This is a genomic window from Blastomonas sp. CCH9-A1, from assembly GCF_001557175.1.
Lineage (GTDB): Bacteria > Pseudomonadota > Alphaproteobacteria > Sphingomonadales > Sphingomonadaceae > Blastomonas > Blastomonas delafieldii_A.
In genome coordinates, this window is the sequence record NZ_LSHM01000045.1 from 1 (window position 1) to 16,966 (window position 16,966).

A 16,966-nucleotide genomic window follows, 5' to 3' on the forward strand; every position below is an offset into this window, starting at 1 on the left:
TTCGCTATCCGTTCGCCCTTTCCGTGCAGATACGTCACTTTCGTGTAGTCACCCCCCGATGGCCAATCTGATGCTCTCGGTCATGGGTGCGTTTGCTGAGTTCGAGCGCGCCCTGATCCGCGAACGGCAACGCGAAGGCATTGCGATCGCTCGGCAGCGCGGCGCCTATCGGGGGCGGAAACGGTCGCTCTCGGATGAGATGATTGCCGATCTGCACCGCCGCGTTGCCGCCGGTGAACGCAAGGCGACCATCGCGCGCGACATGGGCATCAGCCGCGAAACCCTCTACCAGTACCTTCGCGCCGCTGCCTGACACCAATGTTCACATTATGTCCGGAAAATCGTTGTTCAGCGTACAAAGCTTGAGGTGACGCCCACAAGGGATGATGACAAAGGAGCCGATGTCAGATCGCTCGGTTGCCCGCTTGATCCAGCGCTACGCCGAAAAGGTTGGGCTCGATCCTGCCGCAGTCGGTGCGCACTCGCTGCGCTCAGGGTTCCTGACCGAGGCGGCCAAGGCCGGAGCCTCGCTGCCCAAGATGCAGGAGGTATCGCGTCAGAAGAAGGTGGAGGTGCTCCTCGGTTATGTTCGCGATGCCGCGTTGTTCGAGAACCACGCCGGTGAGAGCTTTCTATAGAGAATCTAGGCTATGGAATGCTGGCTTGCTCCACGATGGTCCCTGGTTTCAGGTACCCTTACGGAGCGTCACATATGGCAGAGGCATTATCGTGCTCGGTCTGCTAGGGCTGGATCGCGAATAATTGATTACACCGCAGGAAAATTTCATTAGATTCCCCGAGTAGTCGATTTTGATCCTGCCGATTGAGTGACTGAAACATAGAAAATGGCCCGCGCTGATCATCTCGTCTCGCTTGTTCGCGCCAGCGTTGCTGGCGACCGTGAGACGCTGCGCGCAGCGGCCGAGGCCATTGCGGCGGACGAACGAGCCAAAAATCACCACATCGTTGCAGATCGCATCGAACGCGCACTAAGCACCGTGCCGGTAACGCCGCCGCCTCTCACGACCTCCCAGCCTCAGGTCGGGCCAGGTCGAGACACGATCATCGAAATCGAAGCGCGGGTTAGATTTGATGATCTGCTCCTTTCGTTGCCGGCGCGCGAGAATGGGCGTCAGCTGATCGAAGAGCACATGCGGGCTGATGTTTTGCGCGCACATGCCTATGAGCCACGGCATCGAATTCTGCTTTCCGGGCCTCCTGGAAACGGGAAGACGTCCTTTGCTGAGGCAATCGCGGAAGCGCTGGGCTTACCATTCTTCGTTGTGCGTTATGATGCTTTGATCGGCAGTTACCTTGGTGAGACCAACGCCCGGCTTCGCAAACTGTTCGATTATGTGCGCACGCAGCCGAGCGTCCTATTTTTCGACGAGTTTGATGCTATCGGTAAAGAGCGTGGCGACACCCATGAAACCGGCGAAATCAAGCGCGTGGTCTCGTTCTTGCTCATGCAACTCGATCAATTGCCGCCGTATGTTATAGTTGTTGCGGCTACTAATCATGCAGAGTTGCTTGATCGCGCGGTATGGCGTCGCTTTCAGATGCGGTTGGCTTTTCCGCAGCCTGATCGCAAACTGCTTGAAGTGTTTTTGGACAGGGTCATCTCTGGCTGGCCTGAAACTCCGCGCATGAATGTACAGAAGCTCGCGACCCGCCTTGGCGAAGTAAGTTATGCCGAGGCGCTCGACCTATGCCAGAATGTGAGGCGCAGGCAGATACTGGGTTTGGGGGAGATTGGGATCGATGATGCGCTCGAGACAGAGCTTGAACTATGGAAATCGCGCGTACGGCCCGGGAATGTAGATGGCGAGCGATCCAACCAAGCCCCTGCTGAGGCTGACGCCAGACCAATCAAGACAACGTCCCGCCGGTCAGCAAAAATTTCCCCGACCACCTGAATCTTTCCCTCGGGATCGCCAGCAGGCCACATTTGCCCCGAAATTCGACCGCCTGGCCCAGGCTTTGGCGCGAGATCCGGGCGGTCTCGAACTGCGTGCTGATCCGGCTGCCCTGGCACCGGAGAGATTGCTCGTCTTCGAAGTCCGGGGCTCGGTGAACAATTTTGCCGCAGCCGTTCAGCGCGTGCCCGGCCTCGAACTGATCGACGAGGAGGAGTTAGGCAGCGACAACGACAAGGAGCCCGTTGCCTACCTCCTTGTTCCGGGGGTTGAGTAGCAACGGAACAGAAAACCTACATAAGGCGCGGCTTCAGGCATCGTCGATGCCCGTGACGCTGGGATCACGGAGCGGCCGCAGCTCGCCGCGCGCGACCATGTCGGGGATGGTGAAGGCGTAGCGCCCGAGCATGTTGATGTGTTGGGAGCCGAGCGGCGAGAGGCGCGCGACGTCCTCGTCGAGGATCACATGACCTTCGGTGCGGAGCTGGTTGAGCGCGGCGTCGATGTAGATCGTGTTCCAGAGCACGACCAGATTGACGACGAGCCCAAGCGCGCCGAGTTGATCTTCTTGCCCTTCGCGGTAACGCTGACGAAGCTCACCGCGCTTGCCGTGGAATACGGTGCGGGCGAGCTGGTGACGGCTCTCGCCCCGGTTGAGCTGGACCAGGATGCGTCGCCGGTAGGTTTCGTCATCGATGAACCGCAGCATGTAGAGCGACTTGATGAGGCGGCCAAGTTCCTGGAGCGCGCGCGCTAGCTTGGTCGGGCGATCGTTGGTCTGAAGGACACGGGTGAGCCCAGTCGCGCGCACGACGCCGAGTTTCAGCGATCCGGCCAGGCGCAGCAGGTCATCCCAGTGCTCGACGATCAGCTTGGTGTTGATCCTGTTCGACGCGAGGTCGTCCAGCACACCGTAATCGGCCTTTCCATCGACACGCCAGAACCGCGCGCCGCCGATATCGGCGATGCGCGGCGAGAACTGGAGCCCGAGGAGGTAGAAAACGCCGAAAATCGTGTCGGTATAGCCGGCCGTATCGGTCATGATTTCGCTTGGCCGCAATTCGGTTTCCTGGTCGAGCACGACCGCCAGCAGATGGAGGCTGTCGCGCAACGTACCGGGGACCGTCACGGCATTCAGCCCGGAAAAACGGTCGGAAACCAGATTGTACCAGGTGACGCCGCGTTCGCGCCCGAAATAGCGCGGGTTCGGGCCGGCGTGGATCGTGCGGACCGGCACGGTGAATCGCAGCCCATCGGCCGAGGCGACCTCGCCGCCGCCCCAGGCACGGGTCAGTGGAATCCTGTTATGCGCGGCGACCAGTAGCGCGTTGGCCGCCGTCAGCGTTTCGGCCCGCATGAAGTTCTGCTTCACCCAGCTCAGCCGCGACCGGCGCAAGGCGGGGACCTCCGAGCGGACAAGCGGCTCGAACCCGGTATTGGTTGCCTCCGCGACAAGCACTGCACAGATCGTGGTCGCTATATCCTCAGCGCGCGCATTGCCCTCACTGGCATGAGTGAACGCTGCCCCGAACCCCGTTCGCGCGTGCATCTCCAGGATCAGCTCGGGGAGATCGAGCCGCGGCAGTCGCGCATCGATCGCATTATGCAGGTTGGTGAGGCTCAATGGCTCGTCGATCTTATCGAGCGGTGCGATTGATAGGTCGGCGGCGCTCGCGGTCTTCGTAATTGTCACCGCATCGTTGTCCGGCACGCGCGCGGCTGTTTCGCGGTAGGCAAGATCGAGCCGCGCCGAAAGTTTGGCGATTTCCTCGTCGCCAGCGACCGCCACGCCGACCGTGCGGCATACCGTCGGTCGCGCCGCCTCCCAGCCAGCTCCCGTCAGTAGGCCCTTGCGAGGATCGGCATAGCGAAGTGAGCGAACGGGAAAGACGTCGCGGCGACGGATGGCGCGGCGTAGTCGGTCGAGCGTACAAAGCCGGTATCCGATCAGATCGAATGCACCGTCCGCGGTCTTCAGCTGGCGGGCCCAGGCCTTGGGTACGAAAGATGTTGGTACCGGTCCACGGCGCTTTTCACCCTGGTGAACTCTCCGCAGGTGATCGACCGCGTCCAACAGCGGCTGCCCCGCTGGCGCCGCCGCAAGATCGAGCCCAGCAAGCATCTTCGGCAGATAGCGCATCGTGCCAGTCTGCTGGCGCAACTCGACGAAGTAGCTCTCGTCGGTCGGCCGGGCGAGCAGGTTCACCTGCGCGACGGCCTCGGTCAGCGCTGCCCGGTCGACGAGCGCGAACACGGCTGCGCGGACCTCGGTGTCGCCGATACTGTCATCGAGCAGCACCGCCCCGACATCGCGAAGCCGGAGCGATGCGGCGTCGAGATCGCGCAGTGAGCGCATCCGCGCCTCCTTGGCGTTGATGCGCGCATTGGAGAACATCTTGGTCGACACGGCGTCGAACAGGTCGATGACATCGTCGCTGGCCGACGCTTCAAGCGTCCGGATGAAGGCAACCAGGGTCGCCGCGCGGCGATCGTCCGGCAACCGGGCGACGGCCTGCGCTTTCGCGGCGCCGGCAAATCGCGCTAATGCGGCGGCCTTGCCGGGCGGTACGCGGTCGAGTTCGGGCAAGCCTGTGGTGAATGTACGGATTTCGGTCAGTCGGTCGATGGCCCGGCTGATCTCAGGGCCGCTTTGCAGATATGGCCCATCACGGAGTCGATCGAGCGGGCTTTGCCGTCCATCTTCGGCAACAGCGACGAGCGTATCGAGCCGGGTACGTTGCTCTGACGTCAGCTTGTCGACCAGGCGGCGATGGACGTGCGCGGCGACTCGCGTGCGGACCCGTGCGATATCGCGCTCGAGGACGGACAATCCCGGTAACATCACCTTGAACTCGAGCAGCCATGTCGCGGCTGCGTCGAACAGGGCCGACGGTCGATCGGTGCCCGTCCAGCACAGCGCATACAGGAAACGATGCAATCGGAACGCGACGCCGGGATCGGAGAAGACTCGGTAGCCATAATGAATGCGGATGCGCGGGCCGTGCCGCCATCGTCCCTTGGTCGCGCAATATCGCGCCATTAGTTCGGCCGATCCGTCGATCGCCAGTTGGTCGCCAGCAAATCGCGTGACGGACGCAGGTATTTGCGCCGGATCTTCGAGAAAAGTGCCGAGCAGCCTCAACGAGCCAAGCTGCACCGCGACACCGAACCGGTTGTGGTCGCCGCGGTGTGCGCCGATGAACGCCCGGTCCGCATCGTCGAGATGAAAGTGCCGCGCCAGCTGTTCCGAGGTCGGATCGCCTACGAAGCGACCATATCGCAGTGCCTGGTCGTCCGAGAGAAAGCTGACTGGCACCGCTTCACGCTATGCCGCTGCCGCGGATCTGGTCCCGCGCTTGGCCAACAGTTCGCTGGCCCGCTCTCGCGGCTGTCCTTTGGCGTCGACATAGGCATAGAGTGTCGACACCGATACTCCGAGCTGGACAGCGACGTCGCGCGCGGCATTGTCGCGGTCTGCCATCAACGCCATTGCGGCCTTCAACTTCTGTTTCGTCATCACCCGTGGCCGCCCGCCCGCGCGGCCACGGGCCCTGGCCGCAGCCAGCCCTGCCATCGTGCGCTCGTGGATCAGGTCGCGCTCGAACTCGGCCAGGGTTGCGAAGATGCCGAACACTAACCGGCCCGTGACGGTCGTCGTATCGATATCGCCGGTCAGCACCTTCAGGCCGACGCCGCGCTTCTGCAGATCTCCGACCAGCCCGACGACGTGAGGCAGCGACCGTCCAATTCGGTCGAGCTTCCAGACAACAAGAGCGTCGCCATCACGCATGATATCGATTGCCTTGTCGAGCCCAGGCCGTTCGGTCGTACGGCCCGAGCAAACGTCGTCGAAGATCCGGTTGCATCCGGCACGATCGAGCGCATCACGTTGCAGATCGAGATTCTGCTCGCCCGTCGACACCCGCATGTACCCGATCAGCATCGACGCCCGCTCCCTCTTGCATCAATCTATCGAACGATGGGTTTACCGGCTATAGGTTTCTGGACGGGTAGATGTGAGATTGAAGGCCGTCCAGTGGGTCGATCGCGTTCGTCGGACCGCTTCGCATCAAACCGGGGTTTGTTGTGACCGCATGGTTCAGCGTTGCATCTGGCCCTCGAGCAATGTATGCACGATAATGTCAATACAGGAAGTTTTGTGATATTTGAGTGGGACGACGACAAGGCCGCTGCCAACCTGCGCAAGCACCATGTCGCATTCGAGCTGGCTGAGCTGGTCTGGGATGATCCCGCCCATATCATCGTGTTTGATCGCTATGAAAACGACGAAGAACGCTGGCACGCGATTGGCTTGGTACGCGGCATATTGATCTTAACGGTCGTCCACACGCTCCCCACGGGTGACGATGAGAACAGCATACGTATTATCAGCGCCCGAAAAGCGACAGCCGATGAAAGGAAACGTTATGAAGCACAAGATGACTGAGGCTGACATAGCGGCCCAAATTGCGCAGCTAGTGGACATGCCTGACACTGACATCGACACGGCGGATATTCCCGAGGCACCGATTGAGAATTGGGCTTTGGCAAAGCGTCCCGGTCTTTACAAGCCGCGCAAAAAACCCGTTACCCTGCGGCTCGATACCGATGTGGTGAGCTGGTTCAAGGATCACGCGCAATCGGGGGGATACCAGACCGAAATAAACCGCGTGCTGCGCCGTTATGTCCATGACAACGCGGACCGGAGATAAGCGGCTGCTTGGCTTATGTAGGTTTTCTGTTCCGTTGCTACTCAAACCCCAAGATGAGACGCCAAACGTTTCCGAAGACCAGATGAACCATTATGCGGGTATCCTTGAACACGATCACCCGACTAATTCCGCGACAAGCACGGCTCCGGAGCCGACTACGCCGGATCCAGCAAAGAAGCAGTAGCTACCGCGTCGTTGATACCCGAAAGCTTTGGGATCAACGACGCTGATCGATCAGGCGCCTCTCGGCGTGCGACCGCTATTGTGCATGCTGACGATCTTCCAGCTGCTTCCCACGCGCCGCAAGACGCTGGTTGCGACGCCAAGGCGTTCAGCAACAGCCCCGGTCTTCGGCTCGATCCTGTAGCGATAGCTCTCGGTCGCGAGGGCGACCGAACCTTCGAAACGGACGCTGACCTTGTAGTCTGAGAACTTGAACGATTTGAACGCCGCCAGCTCCGGCCCGAGATGATGGGCGAGGTAGGTCGCATAGGTCCCCTCGGAGCCGCCCGTTTCGAAAATCTGGGAGTCGGCCGCGAAGAGACGTTCTGTCCCGGTCGCGTCGAGCTTCTCGATCGCCGCCTTGTACTCAGACAGCACCGCTTCCACGGCTTTCGTGTCCACCATGCGCGATGCAGGCTGCGCAGCGACCGCAATCGGCACTACCAGCGACGTGGCCACAGCCACCCTCAAAGCAAAAATCATCTTTCCCCCTTCAGAACGCAAGATGGTTGAGGCCGCCATGCATGAACGTGCCCCCCAGGAACCCCTGTACCGATATTGCCAGCGTCATCAAAGCGAGCAGCACCCAGTAGACAGTACGCGATCGGTCGGGTGCTCTACGGTGCGCTGTAGCCAGGTAGGCAAGGCCTATTCCGAATACCGCGATCGAGGTACCAAGCCAGCGATGGGTCATCAGAATAGGGTTGCGGTCCGATAGATAAAAGCCGCCAGCGAACCAGCCGAGGAACGCCGCCACGATAGCCCCCAGCGCTCCGACCACGAGCATGACGTGCGCCGCCCGCTGATAATCGCGGTTCTGGCGCCATAGCCCGAACAGCTCGACCGCGAATGCACCGATGAACAGTGCGATTGGGAAATGGATGACCATCGTATGGACGCGGCCGAGCCAGCTCACGAGGCGCTCGCCGAAGCTCTTGTTTTTGTTGGCGCCCTCATCGTGCATGCCGCCCATCGCCATCTCGTCACCGGCCATATTCATACTGGGGCTCGTCATCGAGCCCATGTCCATGTGATCATCTGCCTTGGCGGGGGCTGTGCTATTGGCCACCCCGGGGCCTGCGCCCAGCGCGTCATGATCTTCATGCGCGAACGCAAGCGAGCCCGTCGACAGCGCGACAAAGCCCAGCACTATCATTGTCAACCGCTTTGCCGATCGCATCATAACATTTTCCTCGTCTTGAGTGATTTTATCGCTCGTATTGTTTTTGGACTGTTGCCGATCGATCAGTGATCTGACCGAGGCTCTAACCGGCCATCGTCAGCATGCCCGGAGCAAGCGCCATCCACATCGCCATGGCCACCATCATCACATTCTCGGTCAGCGAGATGAAGCCGAGGGGCACGTTGCTATCCCCTCCCACGCAAGCGCATTTCAACTCGCGTTTATCGATATAGACAGCCTTGAACACCGACACCGCGCCGATCGTCCCGATGACGAGAGCAACCGGCACCGATAGCCAGGTCAGAGCGCCCGCGATCATCAGCACGCCCGCGCCACCTTCGGCAAACGGGTAGATGTAGGAATAGGGCACCCAGCGTTTGGCGAGCAGATCGTACCCTAGGAACATACTGGAAAAGCTTTCGATGTTCTGGAGCTTCAGCAGCGCCAGGACGCACATCGAGAAGGCGATGAACCATTCGCCTGCGCGGATCGTGAACGGGGTGCCGAACACGGCATAGCTCGTGGCAAGCGCCATCAGCGCCGTCATCGCGAAGACCGCGATCACTGGACGGTAGGAGACAGCTTTCGGGTCGCTGACCGTCTTGCCGAAAAAGCGGCGCAGATCGTCATAGCCGCCTATTCGCTCGCCCGAGATAAATGTCTGGGGGGTCGTCTTCACCCCATACTCCACCTTGAAGGCATCGGTTTCTTCGCGGGTCGTAAGCCAATGATCCTCGACCGCGTAGCCCTCGCGCCGCAGCAGGTCCTTTGCTTTAAGACCGTAAGGACACGTGTGTTCGGCCGTCACCATCCGGTAGGTGGTTGCCCGCCTGGCCGCGCCGCTAGTCATGTGCATCTCCGCTTCTTTTCTCCGCCTGCAAAGTGCGAGCGAATACCCCCAGGTCATCCACTGAATCGTCATGGCGCAGGCGCCTGCGGAACAACCTTCCAGGGTCGCCAAAGGGCACATTCAAGGCCCTGACCATGCCGTCCCGGGATGCCAGCGGGCCGCTGGAATCGCTCCCGACAATCCGCTGGCAGCTACCGTCGTTTTACTTGTGCTTGCCTGCCTCGGGATGCCCACCCTTGTGATGAGCTGCTTTCTTTGGAGCGGCCTTCTTCGGAGCGGCCTTCTTGCTCTTCACGTCCATCTTCGATCCGGGCGCCATTTTCATCCCGGCCATCGAGCCGCCATTTGACTGCGCCGACGCGGCGCTGATCCCGGCAGTGGCGATACCGATGGCAGCTGCGGTCTGAAGGAGCCTCACGGCGATATTCATCTTGGTCATAACGTCTCCGATCGTGCCTAGGCCAGCGGCGGTGCAACCGTCCTGCCTACAAGATGATACGCGCCGGGAGGCGTTTGCCCTCGCCGGCCTGAAGCATGACAATCGCAGCGACAATTACGGCCTAACCCAATCCAGATGAACCGGACTGCCGCTTGCTCGTTAAGGATCGAACCACAAAGAAAGGAAACAGCATGATTCGTCTCCTCAGTATGATGAGCATCGCCGCAGCGACCGTCACCGCCACGCCGGCACTTGCCCAACATTCGCAAATGGGCGGAATGGCTATGCCCGGGATGCAGGGCATGCAGAACATGGGGCCAGCGCAAAAAGAGCTTTCGGCCGCGATGGACCGCATGAACCAGGCGATGATGCAGGGGATGATGGACCCCGATCCTGCCAAGGCATGGATGAAGAGCATGGCCGCTCACCACCGCGGCGCGATCGAGATGTCACAGATTATCATGCGTCATACAAAGAACGCAGAGGTGTTGGCAGAGGCTCGAAAGACCGTCGATGACAATCAGCGCGCGCTCGCTGAGTTGCAAGCAAAGATGCGCTGATACTTAACTGTCGCCCGCGGTCCGGTGAGGGGTGGCGACAGGCACCAGCCCTCACACGCGTGGCTCTGAGGGAAAAGATGACACGCTCGCCACTGACTTGGCGTGAACGGTCGCTGACAAATGCATTCAGACCTGCTTCAACGCGGACGATCTACCAAGACCTCACGTGATTGAACGATGAGGAGAACAGAAATGTTCGGCAAAATGTTTGCGGCTGTTGCGCTGGTCGCCTCTACAGCTGGTGTTCTGGTGCCAAGCGCGGCGCTTGCCCGGGATCGCGACCATGGTGGTTGGCAGAACCGAGCTGGTCATGAGCAAGGCGGGTATGGCAACCATGGTTATAACCGCCGTGGTGGGCATGGTTATAACACTGGCAACAGCCATTATAATGGCAATGGCAACGGCTATTATAACAACAGTGGCTACTATCCTCGCCAACATGCCTACAAGCGACAGCATGGGTATGATCGCGGGTATAATCGGCACGACCAACGCGGCTACGACAACTATCGCGGCCATTGATCTGGGTTCTCATCCCGAGACTTAATCGGATCGGGTGCGTGCATCGCAAATACATTTCCGATAATATCTCGGATCGGCTTACTCCGACTCTCTGAGGCGGAGCAAGTTGTGGATTGCTGTTGCTGCCTGCGCGGCTTGACCCATTGCAACACTGATTTGATCCAGACTCTCGACGACATCCCCGGCCGCGAACAAACCGCTGACCGAGGTCTGTTGATGTGCGTCGGTGATAACGCAGCCGCCTTCGCTAAGTTTTACCCCCATCTCAGCGACGAGCTGGGTGTGCGGCGAGGAGCCAAGTGCCGGATACAGGGTGTCAAACGAGAACCGTCGCCCATCTGCCAGTCGAACCGCAAGTTGATCGCCATCGATCGATATTTCGACTACCGCTTCTTTGATAATTTCGACACCAAGTCCAACGAGCCGCGCCTCGTCCGGCCACGAGAGTTCGGGCGATCGTTGCGCCAGCAGCGTCACCCGCGCACCATATGGGCGTAGGAACTCAGCCTCGGCAGCGCCATGGTCGTCGCAGCCGAGCACAGCGATATTGGCGCCCTTAGCCTCATATGCGTCGCACACCGGGCAATAGCGGATCAGGCCGCGCGCCAATGCGGCGTCGTGCGACGACTGAGGCATCGAGGGCCGGTGATTCCGAACGCCGGTCGTCAAGATCACGGTACGGGCTTGCCAGTTCGTCGCATCCGTCGCGACGGAGAACCCGTCCTCGACGATCGCCAGGCGGACCACCCTGCCCTGCTGGATCGTTGCACCATACGCTTGCGCCTGTCGCTTCATCCGCGACAGCAGGTCCGCACCGCCAATCCCGTCCGGAAAGCCCGGCAGATTGTGGGAGCGCGGAATCGAACTGGCGCGGCCTGCGCCTGCGTCGATGACAACACAGTTGCGAAGAAAACGCCCGAGATAGGTCGCGGCAGTCAGTCCGGCGGGGCCACCGCCGATGATGATGCAATCCACTTTTTCCTGCGACGTCGACCCGTCAGCTACCGTGCTCATAAAGCCATTCTCCCAAGCCGGCTCCAGCGCGCGCTCTCTTCAGGTTTACGCGCTCTGGCAGCTCACCCCTCGCACACGTCGAGCGTCGCGCAGGATAATCCCTTCCCCGCTTACGCCCTATGGTCGCCGTTCCAAGTCCGATGGCGGGTCGCGGCCACGATGCTCCGCCGCTAATCGATCGTAGCTCCGGGACGGGCTGCAAGCCGGATGCGTCGGCGGCCGAACATCACGGTGCGTTGGCGGTCACTGACGCCATCAATGCGTCTTGGCTCGCCATTCAAGCAAAGTTGAATGGTGTCACTGCGGCCGAGATTTCTGTACGAACAAGCTCGAACAGATTGGCGCTTCAATGACTGCCGTGACCGCCGCCACTATGACCACCACCGCCGCGATGGCCAAAGCTGCTGCCGTGCCCATAACCACCACCGTGGAGTCCGAATCCGATCCCAAACGAACCGTAGAAGGGCGACCCATAGCCCGGATAGCCATAGTAAGGATCGTAATAACCCCCGCCGCCCCGATAGCGCGCGTTATAGGCCAGATCCCGGGCCGGCACCGCGATCAGGCAAGCTTGTACACCTTGCGTCTGGGTCGCCGGGACCGGCGTGGCTGGAGGCGCGTCCAAAGCTGACAAGGGCTGCGCTACGAATGCTCCCGGCGTGTTACACGGCACCGCGAAATAGGCGATATTACGGCTTGGCTGTCCATACGTCGCGCAACCGCCAAGTGCCGCTGCCAGTCCGGAAATTGCCGAAAGTTTTAAAATCTGCGGTGACATGCGGAGCCTCCATCAATTGGCCTGGATCACGACTGTCGCTGAGGCTGCAAGGCGCATGCACGGCCTCAAACGCTGCTGCCAACCCGAAGCGCCGGCCGGATACGCCGGCAGACCAGGCGCGGCAGCATCGCCAATATTATTAGATACGCGTCTGGCCCGAAAATCCCTCAAAACGCCGCCTGCTCACTCCATCGCTGCGAGCAGATCATCGACCGTCGTGGTCGCGAACGCGGTAAAGCTGTCCGCGACGGCATAGGGGAGCAACAAGTGGTGGCCGGCCAGCAGCGCGCCGCAGCTGTAGACGACGTTGGGAACATAGCCGTCGCGCTGCTTGGGGCTGGGAGCCAGGACCGGGCGCGGCGTACGCGCCAGGAGCTTCGAGGGGTCGCGCTTGTCGAGGAGGCATGCGCCGATGCAGTAGTTGCGCACCGTGCCAACCCCGTGCGTCAACACCAGCCATCCCTCGTCGACCTCAATCGGTGAGCCGCAATTGCCCATCTGGACAAACTCCCACGGATAGCGCGGCTCGATCAGCTTGGCGCCGCCGGCCCAGTGAAGGATGTCGTCAGATTCCAGCAGCCAGATATTCTTGTTGTCCTGACGGCCCAGTATCGTGAACAAGCCGTCGATCCGACGGGGGAAAAGCGCCATCCCCTTGCCCGTCGAGGCATCGCCGGTAAGCGCGCGCATCTCGAAGGTGCTGAAATCGGTCGTGGTCAGCAGCTCCGATCGCGCCTCTGCGCCACTGAACGCGGTATAGGTTCCATGATCGGCGAACGTGCCTTCACCCTCGTCAAAACGAACCAGCCTGAGGTCCTCGATCCCCTGGCGTTGGCTGGGCAGCACGGGAAACAGCACGGTCTCGGATAAGTCTTCGCTGCCGCTATACCGAAGGCGGACCACGTCGCCCGTATCGGCACGCTCAATGATCGGCTGCATCGACACCGAGCTGGGATCATCCACAACCAGCGCGCCGCCGGGCTTCCACCGCCCCGTGCGGAAAGTCACGGAAGAAAGATGGCCCTCGCCGATCCCGCGCAGCGACAGAATAATCCGAACCTCACCATCGGTAACGTCGCTCTGGTCGGGATGGAGCACGGCGCTGGGATTGAACAACGCCGCGCTCTCATAGGCGTATTCCTGGCTGAAATAGGCTCCAATCAGTCGACGTCGCGCATCGTCGCAGCGGTCGGCACCTTTGAAGTGATCGGCGACCTCGTCGAAACGCCGCCGCAGCATCGCGTCGACGTCGCGGTGGTTCTCGTCCAGTGACGCGGTGACGCCCTCCAACTGGCGGGTCAGTTCCGCCTCGCCAAGCGACAGGATCAGATCGACCGTCTCCTGGGTGCGGGTCGTGCCAGCGTCAAAGCCTTGCGGATAGCCGGGCTCGAACGGCCTGACCAAAGTACGCGACGGGTCGGGCCGCAGCGTGACACGAGGAAAATGGAGCTTCGCGCGCTGGATCATGTCAGGCTTTCTCGAATGGCGGCATGAGAATGGGCGGGCTTGGCCAAATTAAACGAGGCCATGCGCATCGCGGACTGTGAAGGGAATATTAACCAGGCATCTTCATTATGCGGGTGTCGTCCTCATTCCCGCGAGAGAGCATGCCATCCTTGATTTCCGAAGCGATGACCGTTGGCGGTGCGACTAGCATTCTGCTGGGCATGATCGGGCTGGCGTGCGTTGTTATCTGGCCATTCCTGCGCTGCTTGCGTCGGGTAATCATCGTCCAAGGCGTCGGCGCGATCGCCTTTGCACTGCAATTCGCCGCCCTTGGTGCCTCGACCGCAGCGGTGGCTTGCGGCATCTCGCTCGCGCAGCTGCTGATCGCGTTGACCGTGCGGGATCGTGGGACGCGGTTGGCGCTCAACGTCGCGAGCCTCGCCATCCTTGTCACGCTGGCTATTTTCACATGGGCAGGCATATCATCGCTTCTCGCTGGCTGCGGCAGCATCGTCAGCATGGCCGCGCGCAACCAGCCATCGCCTTTACGGATGAAAATAGCTTTCCTGATCGGGGCTCCTTTCTGGCTGGCGCACAATATCATCGTTGGCGCGCCGTTTGCCCTCACGGTGGATTTCATATCTATCTTCACCAACATCGCGGGGCTTTGCCTAGCGTCGTTCGGGGTGCGGAAGAGCCTGCGAGACGAGGGTTCAGGCAAGGCGTCGCGAGGAGCAGGGGTCGTTTACTGGGCCTTTTTCCGCCAGCGTTTCAGCTGGGCGGGCCTCGCTAGGTTGAACCGGTATTCTGTCGCGGCGCAACGGGAGCGGCGCGCATGAGCCGTTTATCGGCCTCTGTGCCGGTCGCGCTCCGCTTCGTCGAGGGGAGCGCGCGTGAGAGCGCATCGCGCAGGTTCATTGCCCGGGCGGCGGGCGTTCGTGATGCAAAGGCGCTTGCCTCTTTGAAAACAGCGTTGAGCACCGAAGCCGAGCATATGGTGTTCGACGTCGCTGACCCCCGTGCCTTGGTGAAACGCTGCGTATCGGAATTGCGGGCTACAAGGTTTGGAAAGCGCGGCATTTTTCTTATCGAAACGGGGCATGGCATTGTCGGCTATGTCGATATCCGGCAAGTGCGGGAAGAAGGAGCAGAGGAATTCGCATCCTTCGATCTGGCGATCCGCAAGGAATATTGGGGGAACGGGCTCGGATCGCGGCTGCTCGCTCTTGCGGAACAATGGGCTGAAGAACGCAAACTGCGCTTCATCATTATTTCGGTGGCGATACAGAACGATCGAGCCAGGGCACTTTATGACCGTCTGGGTTATAGTATCTGCGACACGGTACGGACGGAGGGGAATAGCAAAGTGGCGCCACGGAAGCATACATCATGGGGCGCATGATTATGAAAACTGACCGACCGCGGCCAGGATCGATCTTGGAAGTGCGTAGCTCCGTCGCTCCGCTCGAGCACAGCCGGCTCCTCACGGGCTGCCCGTAGCTATGCTGAATGTCCGGCGCATCATCGTTTTGGGGCTGATGGTCGTGTTGGCCAACCCGGCTATCGCCCAGGACGCGCCTGCGAGCAAACCCAGGACTGCGGCGGGTGCGATCAAGTTCATCCAGGATATGCTGACCCGTGGCACGGCCGAAGCAAAGCCTTGGCCGGGCTTCGCGCGCGTGTCGCAGGTGACAAACGTAGCCACCAAAGGCAATTGCCTGATCACGTTGTCGCTGGCGGACAAGAGCGTTATTCGGATCGATCTGGCGCGCGCGGTTGGTTTGAGAAACAGAATATCGACGAATGCACCGCAATCCGCAGTTGAGATCGTTGGCGGGGTGCAACCCTACGAGGGCGTCGACCTCTATCTGGGCGACAATGCCGCAGTGCGACGTGCAAGTGACGCCATGACCTTTCTTCAAACATCCTGTGACATGTCAGCTCAGACCGGATTTTGATCAGCTTGCTGAGGGCGCACCCTTTAATTCGAACGGTATACGAACCAGGCCTCGCACCTCGCTTGGCCGACCATCGATGATCGTGGGTGACCATCGCCACTGGCGCACGGCGCTCAAAGCTGCCTTATCGAGCCGGTCGACCCCACTGCTGTCGGCGATCGATATGGCTGCTACGCGACCTTCCTCGTTGACGACCACCATGAGAACGACGGTGCCGGTTTCACGCCGACGTCGCGCTTCTGTGGGATAACGGGGCGGCTCGGCTGAGAGGAGCCGCGTGCTCAGGTTCACCATCGTCTCGGTATCGCGGGGCGGCGCGGACTTGGTTTCCTCGGCTTGGACCGGCGGTGGCTGCGGGGTCGGCTCCAGTTTCGTGATCGACTGAGCCGCGGCAGGCGCGGTCGGTATCGCCACGATCGGGGGAGGCGCCACTATCTGCTGGCGCTCCGGTGTTCGTTCAATGACCTTCTCAGTAGGTAGCGTGACCGGCTCCGGTGGAGGTGGATCGAGCGGAAGCAGGTTGACGACCAGCGGAGGCGCCGAGGCGAGCCGGACGTTGCCAACTTCCATATGCTGGAGCGCGATGAACCCGGCCGCGTGGATCGCGGCGATGAGGCCGATCGAGATCCAGCGAGGCTGCCGGCTTGGCTGGTACCGGCCGGGCATCTCGCCTTCCTGCGACGCTTTTATCGGCTTATCGGCTTCTCGGGGAGCTTCGCCTTGACCATGATCAATGACCTTCATTCGATCACTCACGCAGGGTCTCGGGAGCGGCCTGGTAAACGCCTGTCCGCACCCGCACGAGCAGCCCCCGCTTGAACATCAGGCTGACGACCTGGCGCGAGACACCGAAGCCAGCGAGATCACCTAACGATGTATGACCCCGCGCTCGCACGAAGCCGAGCGCTTTTGCCTGCAAGCTCTCCGGCGATGGAAAGTATGGTGACCGTGTCCGCTTGAGCGGAAGGTTGGTGACCGGAGAAATCGAGACCGACAGCTCCTCACACATCTCGGTCAGACCAGCGAGTCGAGCGAGCGTTGCATGGGTCAGGTAAACGCCGTCGTGGGCGAGGCGCCGCGCGCAGGCGAGCGCGACCGGGCGGACCGCCTTGCTGATCGTGATGGCCATACCGGGATTATCGCGCTGCAATCCGGCGATGATGCCGAGCAGGCACAGCTCATGACCGGTCACATAGACACACCCGATCGGCGCCGGGCGAAAGCCGATGGCTGACCCCGCGAGGCGGAGCTGATGGAAGAGGGCAGGCAACTCGCCGGTTGTGGCAGTCGGATCGGCCCCCCGAAAGAGGCCGATCACGTAGCGTTCGCGTGGGGCGAGCCGGGACAGGCTAAACACGCGCATGGG

At 61.0% G+C, this 16,966-nt stretch carries 22 protein-coding genes; 11 read left to right on the plus strand and 11 right to left on the minus strand.

What is annotated here, in order from left to right; translation table 11 throughout:
• The first annotated feature begins 58 nt into the window (after nt 1-58).
• The 4 genes from AX725_RS13875 (at nt 59) to AX725_RS13890 (ending at nt 2,193) form a co-directional block, all read left to right on the plus strand.
• Nucleotides 59-313, plus strand: a complete 255-nt coding sequence (locus tag AX725_RS13875) for a helix-turn-helix domain-containing protein (protein WP_449469943.1) — start codon at nt 59-61, stop codon at nt 311-313.
• A gap of 88 nt (nt 314-401) precedes the next feature.
• Nucleotides 402-638 (plus strand): site-specific integrase, encoded by a 237-nt coding sequence (locus AX725_RS13880; RefSeq protein ID WP_066110640.1) that lies wholly within the window; start codon nt 402-404, stop codon nt 636-638.
• A gap of 207 nt (nt 639-845) precedes the next feature.
• A complete protein-coding gene (locus tag AX725_RS13885) occupies nt 846-1,916 on the plus strand; it encodes an AAA family ATPase (protein WP_066110638.1) in 1,071 nt (356 codons plus the stop codon).
• A 127-nt stretch (nt 1,917-2,043) separates the two neighbouring features.
• Nucleotides 2,044-2,193: a hypothetical protein gene (locus AX725_RS13890; RefSeq protein WP_196490417.1), complete on the plus strand. Its 150-nt coding sequence runs from the start codon at nt 2,044-2,046 to the stop codon at nt 2,191-2,193.
• A gap of 33 nt (nt 2,194-2,226) precedes the next feature.
• On the opposite strand, the gene AX725_RS13895 is transcribed toward AX725_RS13890, so the two are convergent.
• Both AX725_RS13895 and AX725_RS13900 read right to left on the minus strand, forming a co-directional pair.
• Nucleotides 2,227-5,232, minus strand: a complete 3,006-nt coding sequence (locus tag AX725_RS13895; RefSeq protein ID WP_060979523.1) for a Tn3 family transposase — start codon at nt 5,230-5,232, stop codon at nt 2,227-2,229.
• A gap of 9 nt (nt 5,233-5,241) precedes the next feature.
• Nucleotides 5,242-5,859 (minus strand): recombinase family protein, encoded by a 618-nt coding sequence (locus tag AX725_RS13900; RefSeq protein ID WP_015449304.1) that lies wholly within the window; start codon nt 5,857-5,859, stop codon nt 5,242-5,244.
• 162 nt (nt 5,860-6,021) lie between these two features.
• On the opposite strand from AX725_RS13900, the gene AX725_RS13905 reads away from it, so the two are divergent.
• Nucleotides 6,022-6,363: a BrnT family toxin gene (locus AX725_RS13905; RefSeq protein ID WP_231726934.1), complete on the plus strand. Its 342-nt coding sequence runs from the start codon at nt 6,022-6,024 to the stop codon at nt 6,361-6,363.
• Nucleotides 6,344-6,628 carry a BrnA antitoxin family protein gene (locus AX725_RS13910; RefSeq protein WP_010339846.1) on the plus strand — a complete coding sequence of 95 codons (285 nt, stop codon included), beginning with the start codon at nt 6,344-6,346 and terminating at the stop codon, nt 6,626-6,628. Before AX725_RS13905 ends, AX725_RS13910 begins: the two co-directional genes overlap by 20 nt.
• Nucleotides 6,629-6,862: 234 nt before the next feature.
• Here AX725_RS13910 and AX725_RS13915 read toward each other — a convergent pair whose 3' ends face one another.
• From AX725_RS13915 to AX725_RS13930, 4 genes are all read right to left on the minus strand, one after another.
• The gene (locus AX725_RS13915) at nt 6,863-7,333 is read right to left on the minus strand and encodes a YybH family protein (protein WP_060979522.1); all 471 of its coding nucleotides are present in this window, start codon (nt 7,331-7,333) and stop codon (nt 6,863-6,865) included.
• Nucleotides 7,334-7,343: 10 nt separating this feature from the next.
• Nucleotides 7,344-8,033 (minus strand): DUF2231 domain-containing protein, encoded by a 690-nt coding sequence (locus tag AX725_RS13920; protein ID WP_208598038.1) that lies wholly within the window; start codon nt 8,031-8,033, stop codon nt 7,344-7,346.
• Nucleotides 8,034-8,115: 82 nt separating this feature from the next.
• Entirely contained in the window at nt 8,116-8,883 is a 768-nt protein-coding gene (locus AX725_RS13925) for a MauE/DoxX family redox-associated membrane protein (protein ID WP_060979526.1), read from the minus strand.
• A 202-nt stretch (nt 8,884-9,085) separates the two neighbouring features.
• The gene (locus AX725_RS13930) at nt 9,086-9,322 is read right to left on the minus strand and encodes a hypothetical protein (RefSeq protein WP_060979521.1); all 237 of its coding nucleotides are present in this window, start codon (nt 9,320-9,322) and stop codon (nt 9,086-9,088) included.
• A gap of 191 nt (nt 9,323-9,513) precedes the next feature.
• Here AX725_RS13930 and AX725_RS13935 point away from each other — a divergent pair, with 191 nt between their 5' ends.
• Both AX725_RS13935 and AX725_RS13940 read left to right on the plus strand, forming a co-directional pair.
• Complete coding sequence (locus AX725_RS13935) at nt 9,514-9,882, plus strand: DUF305 domain-containing protein (RefSeq protein ID WP_099046548.1); 369 nt, start codon at nt 9,514-9,516, stop codon at nt 9,880-9,882.
• A 192-nt stretch (nt 9,883-10,074) separates the two neighbouring features.
• Nucleotides 10,075-10,404, plus strand: coding sequence for a hypothetical protein (locus AX725_RS13940; RefSeq protein WP_155646063.1), 330 nt, complete (start codon nt 10,075-10,077; stop codon nt 10,402-10,404).
• Nucleotides 10,405-10,482: 78 nt separating this feature from the next.
• Here the strand turns inward: AX725_RS13940 and AX725_RS13945 are convergent, their stop codons facing one another.
• From AX725_RS13945 to AX725_RS13955, 3 genes are all read right to left on the minus strand, one after another.
• Nucleotides 10,483-11,418, minus strand: a complete 936-nt coding sequence (locus AX725_RS13945; protein ID WP_060979519.1) for an NAD(P)/FAD-dependent oxidoreductase — start codon at nt 11,416-11,418, stop codon at nt 10,483-10,485.
• Between the two features lie 346 nt (nt 11,419-11,764).
• Nucleotides 11,765-12,196, minus strand: coding sequence for a hypothetical protein (locus AX725_RS21550; protein ID WP_230962526.1), 432 nt, complete (start codon nt 12,194-12,196; stop codon nt 11,765-11,767).
• 183 nt (nt 12,197-12,379) lie between these two features.
• Nucleotides 12,380-13,663, minus strand: coding sequence for a glycoside hydrolase family 130 protein (locus tag AX725_RS13955; RefSeq protein WP_060979517.1), 1,284 nt, complete (start codon nt 13,661-13,663; stop codon nt 12,380-12,382).
• A gap of 140 nt (nt 13,664-13,803) precedes the next feature.
• Between AX725_RS13955 and AX725_RS13960 the strand changes: the two genes are divergently transcribed.
• From AX725_RS13960 to AX725_RS13970, 3 genes are all read left to right on the plus strand, one after another.
• Nucleotides 13,804-14,481, plus strand: a complete 678-nt coding sequence (locus tag AX725_RS13960; RefSeq protein WP_060979516.1) for a YgjV family protein — start codon at nt 13,804-13,806, stop codon at nt 14,479-14,481.
• Entirely contained in the window at nt 14,478-15,044 is a 567-nt protein-coding gene (locus AX725_RS13965; protein ID WP_066044258.1) for a GNAT family N-acetyltransferase, read from the plus strand. Before AX725_RS13960 ends, AX725_RS13965 begins: the two co-directional genes overlap by 4 nt.
• A gap of 100 nt (nt 15,045-15,144) precedes the next feature.
• Nucleotides 15,145-15,600: a hypothetical protein gene (locus AX725_RS13970; protein WP_066044257.1), complete on the plus strand. Its 456-nt coding sequence runs from the start codon at nt 15,145-15,147 to the stop codon at nt 15,598-15,600.
• Here AX725_RS13970 and AX725_RS13975 read toward each other — a convergent pair whose 3' ends face one another.
• Together AX725_RS13975 and AX725_RS13980 are read right to left on the minus strand one after the other, a co-directional pair.
• Entirely contained in the window at nt 15,601-16,344 is a 744-nt protein-coding gene (locus tag AX725_RS13975; RefSeq protein WP_060979795.1) for an energy transducer TonB, read from the minus strand.
• 4 nt (nt 16,345-16,348) lie between these two features.
• A complete protein-coding gene (locus tag AX725_RS13980) occupies nt 16,349-16,963 on the minus strand; it encodes a hypothetical protein (protein WP_060979796.1) in 615 nt (204 codons plus the stop codon).
• Between the last annotated feature and the right edge of the window lie 3 nt (nt 16,964-16,966).

Bases quoted from the DNA above. Each gene is read 5' to 3' on its own strand.
- AX725_RS13945 (WP_060979519.1), bottom strand. From the start codon at position 11,418: ATGAGCACGGTAGCTGACGGGTCGACGTCGCAGGAAAAAGTGGATTGC.
- AX725_RS13955 (WP_060979517.1), bottom strand. From the start codon at position 13,663: ATGATCCAGCGCGCGAAGCTCCATTTTCCTCGTGTCACGCTGCGGCCC.
- AX725_RS13935 (WP_099046548.1), top strand. From the start codon at position 9,514: ATGATTCGTCTCCTCAGTATGATGAGCATCGCCGCAGCGACCGTCACC.
- AX725_RS13900 (WP_015449304.1), bottom strand. From the start codon at position 5,859: ATGCTGATCGGGTACATGCGGGTGTCGACGGGCGAGCAGAATCTCGAT.
- AX725_RS21550 (WP_230962526.1), bottom strand. From the start codon at position 12,196: ATGTCACCGCAGATTTTAAAACTTTCGGCAATTTCCGGACTGGCAGCG.
- AX725_RS13880 (WP_066110640.1), top strand. From the start codon at position 402: ATGTCAGATCGCTCGGTTGCCCGCTTGATCCAGCGCTACGCCGAAAAG.
- AX725_RS13940 (WP_155646063.1), top strand. From the start codon at position 10,075: ATGTTCGGCAAAATGTTTGCGGCTGTTGCGCTGGTCGCCTCTACAGCT.
- AX725_RS13965 (WP_066044258.1), top strand. From the start codon at position 14,478: ATGAGCCGTTTATCGGCCTCTGTGCCGGTCGCGCTCCGCTTCGTCGAG.
- AX725_RS13925 (WP_060979526.1), bottom strand. From the start codon at position 8,883: ATGACTAGCGGCGCGGCCAGGCGGGCAACCACCTACCGGATGGTGACG.
- AX725_RS13970 (WP_066044257.1), top strand. From the start codon at position 15,145: ATGCTGAATGTCCGGCGCATCATCGTTTTGGGGCTGATGGTCGTGTTG.
- AX725_RS13960 (WP_060979516.1), top strand. From the start codon at position 13,804: ATGCCATCCTTGATTTCCGAAGCGATGACCGTTGGCGGTGCGACTAGC.
- AX725_RS13885 (WP_066110638.1), top strand. From the start codon at position 846: ATGGCCCGCGCTGATCATCTCGTCTCGCTTGTTCGCGCCAGCGTTGCT.
- AX725_RS13920 (WP_208598038.1), bottom strand. From the start codon at position 8,033: ATGATGCGATCGGCAAAGCGGTTGACAATGATAGTGCTGGGCTTTGTC.
- AX725_RS13980 (WP_060979796.1), bottom strand. From the start codon at position 16,963: ATGCGCGTGTTTAGCCTGTCCCGGCTCGCCCCACGCGAACGCTACGTG.
- AX725_RS13930 (WP_060979521.1), bottom strand. From the start codon at position 9,322: ATGACCAAGATGAATATCGCCGTGAGGCTCCTTCAGACCGCAGCTGCC.
- AX725_RS13915 (WP_060979522.1), bottom strand. From the start codon at position 7,333: ATGATTTTTGCTTTGAGGGTGGCTGTGGCCACGTCGCTGGTAGTGCCG.
- AX725_RS13875 (WP_449469943.1), top strand. From the start codon at position 59: ATGGCCAATCTGATGCTCTCGGTCATGGGTGCGTTTGCTGAGTTCGAG.
- AX725_RS13910 (WP_010339846.1), top strand. From the start codon at position 6,344: ATGAAGCACAAGATGACTGAGGCTGACATAGCGGCCCAAATTGCGCAG.
- AX725_RS13975 (WP_060979795.1), bottom strand. From the start codon at position 16,344: ATGAAGGTCATTGATCATGGTCAAGGCGAAGCTCCCCGAGAAGCCGAT.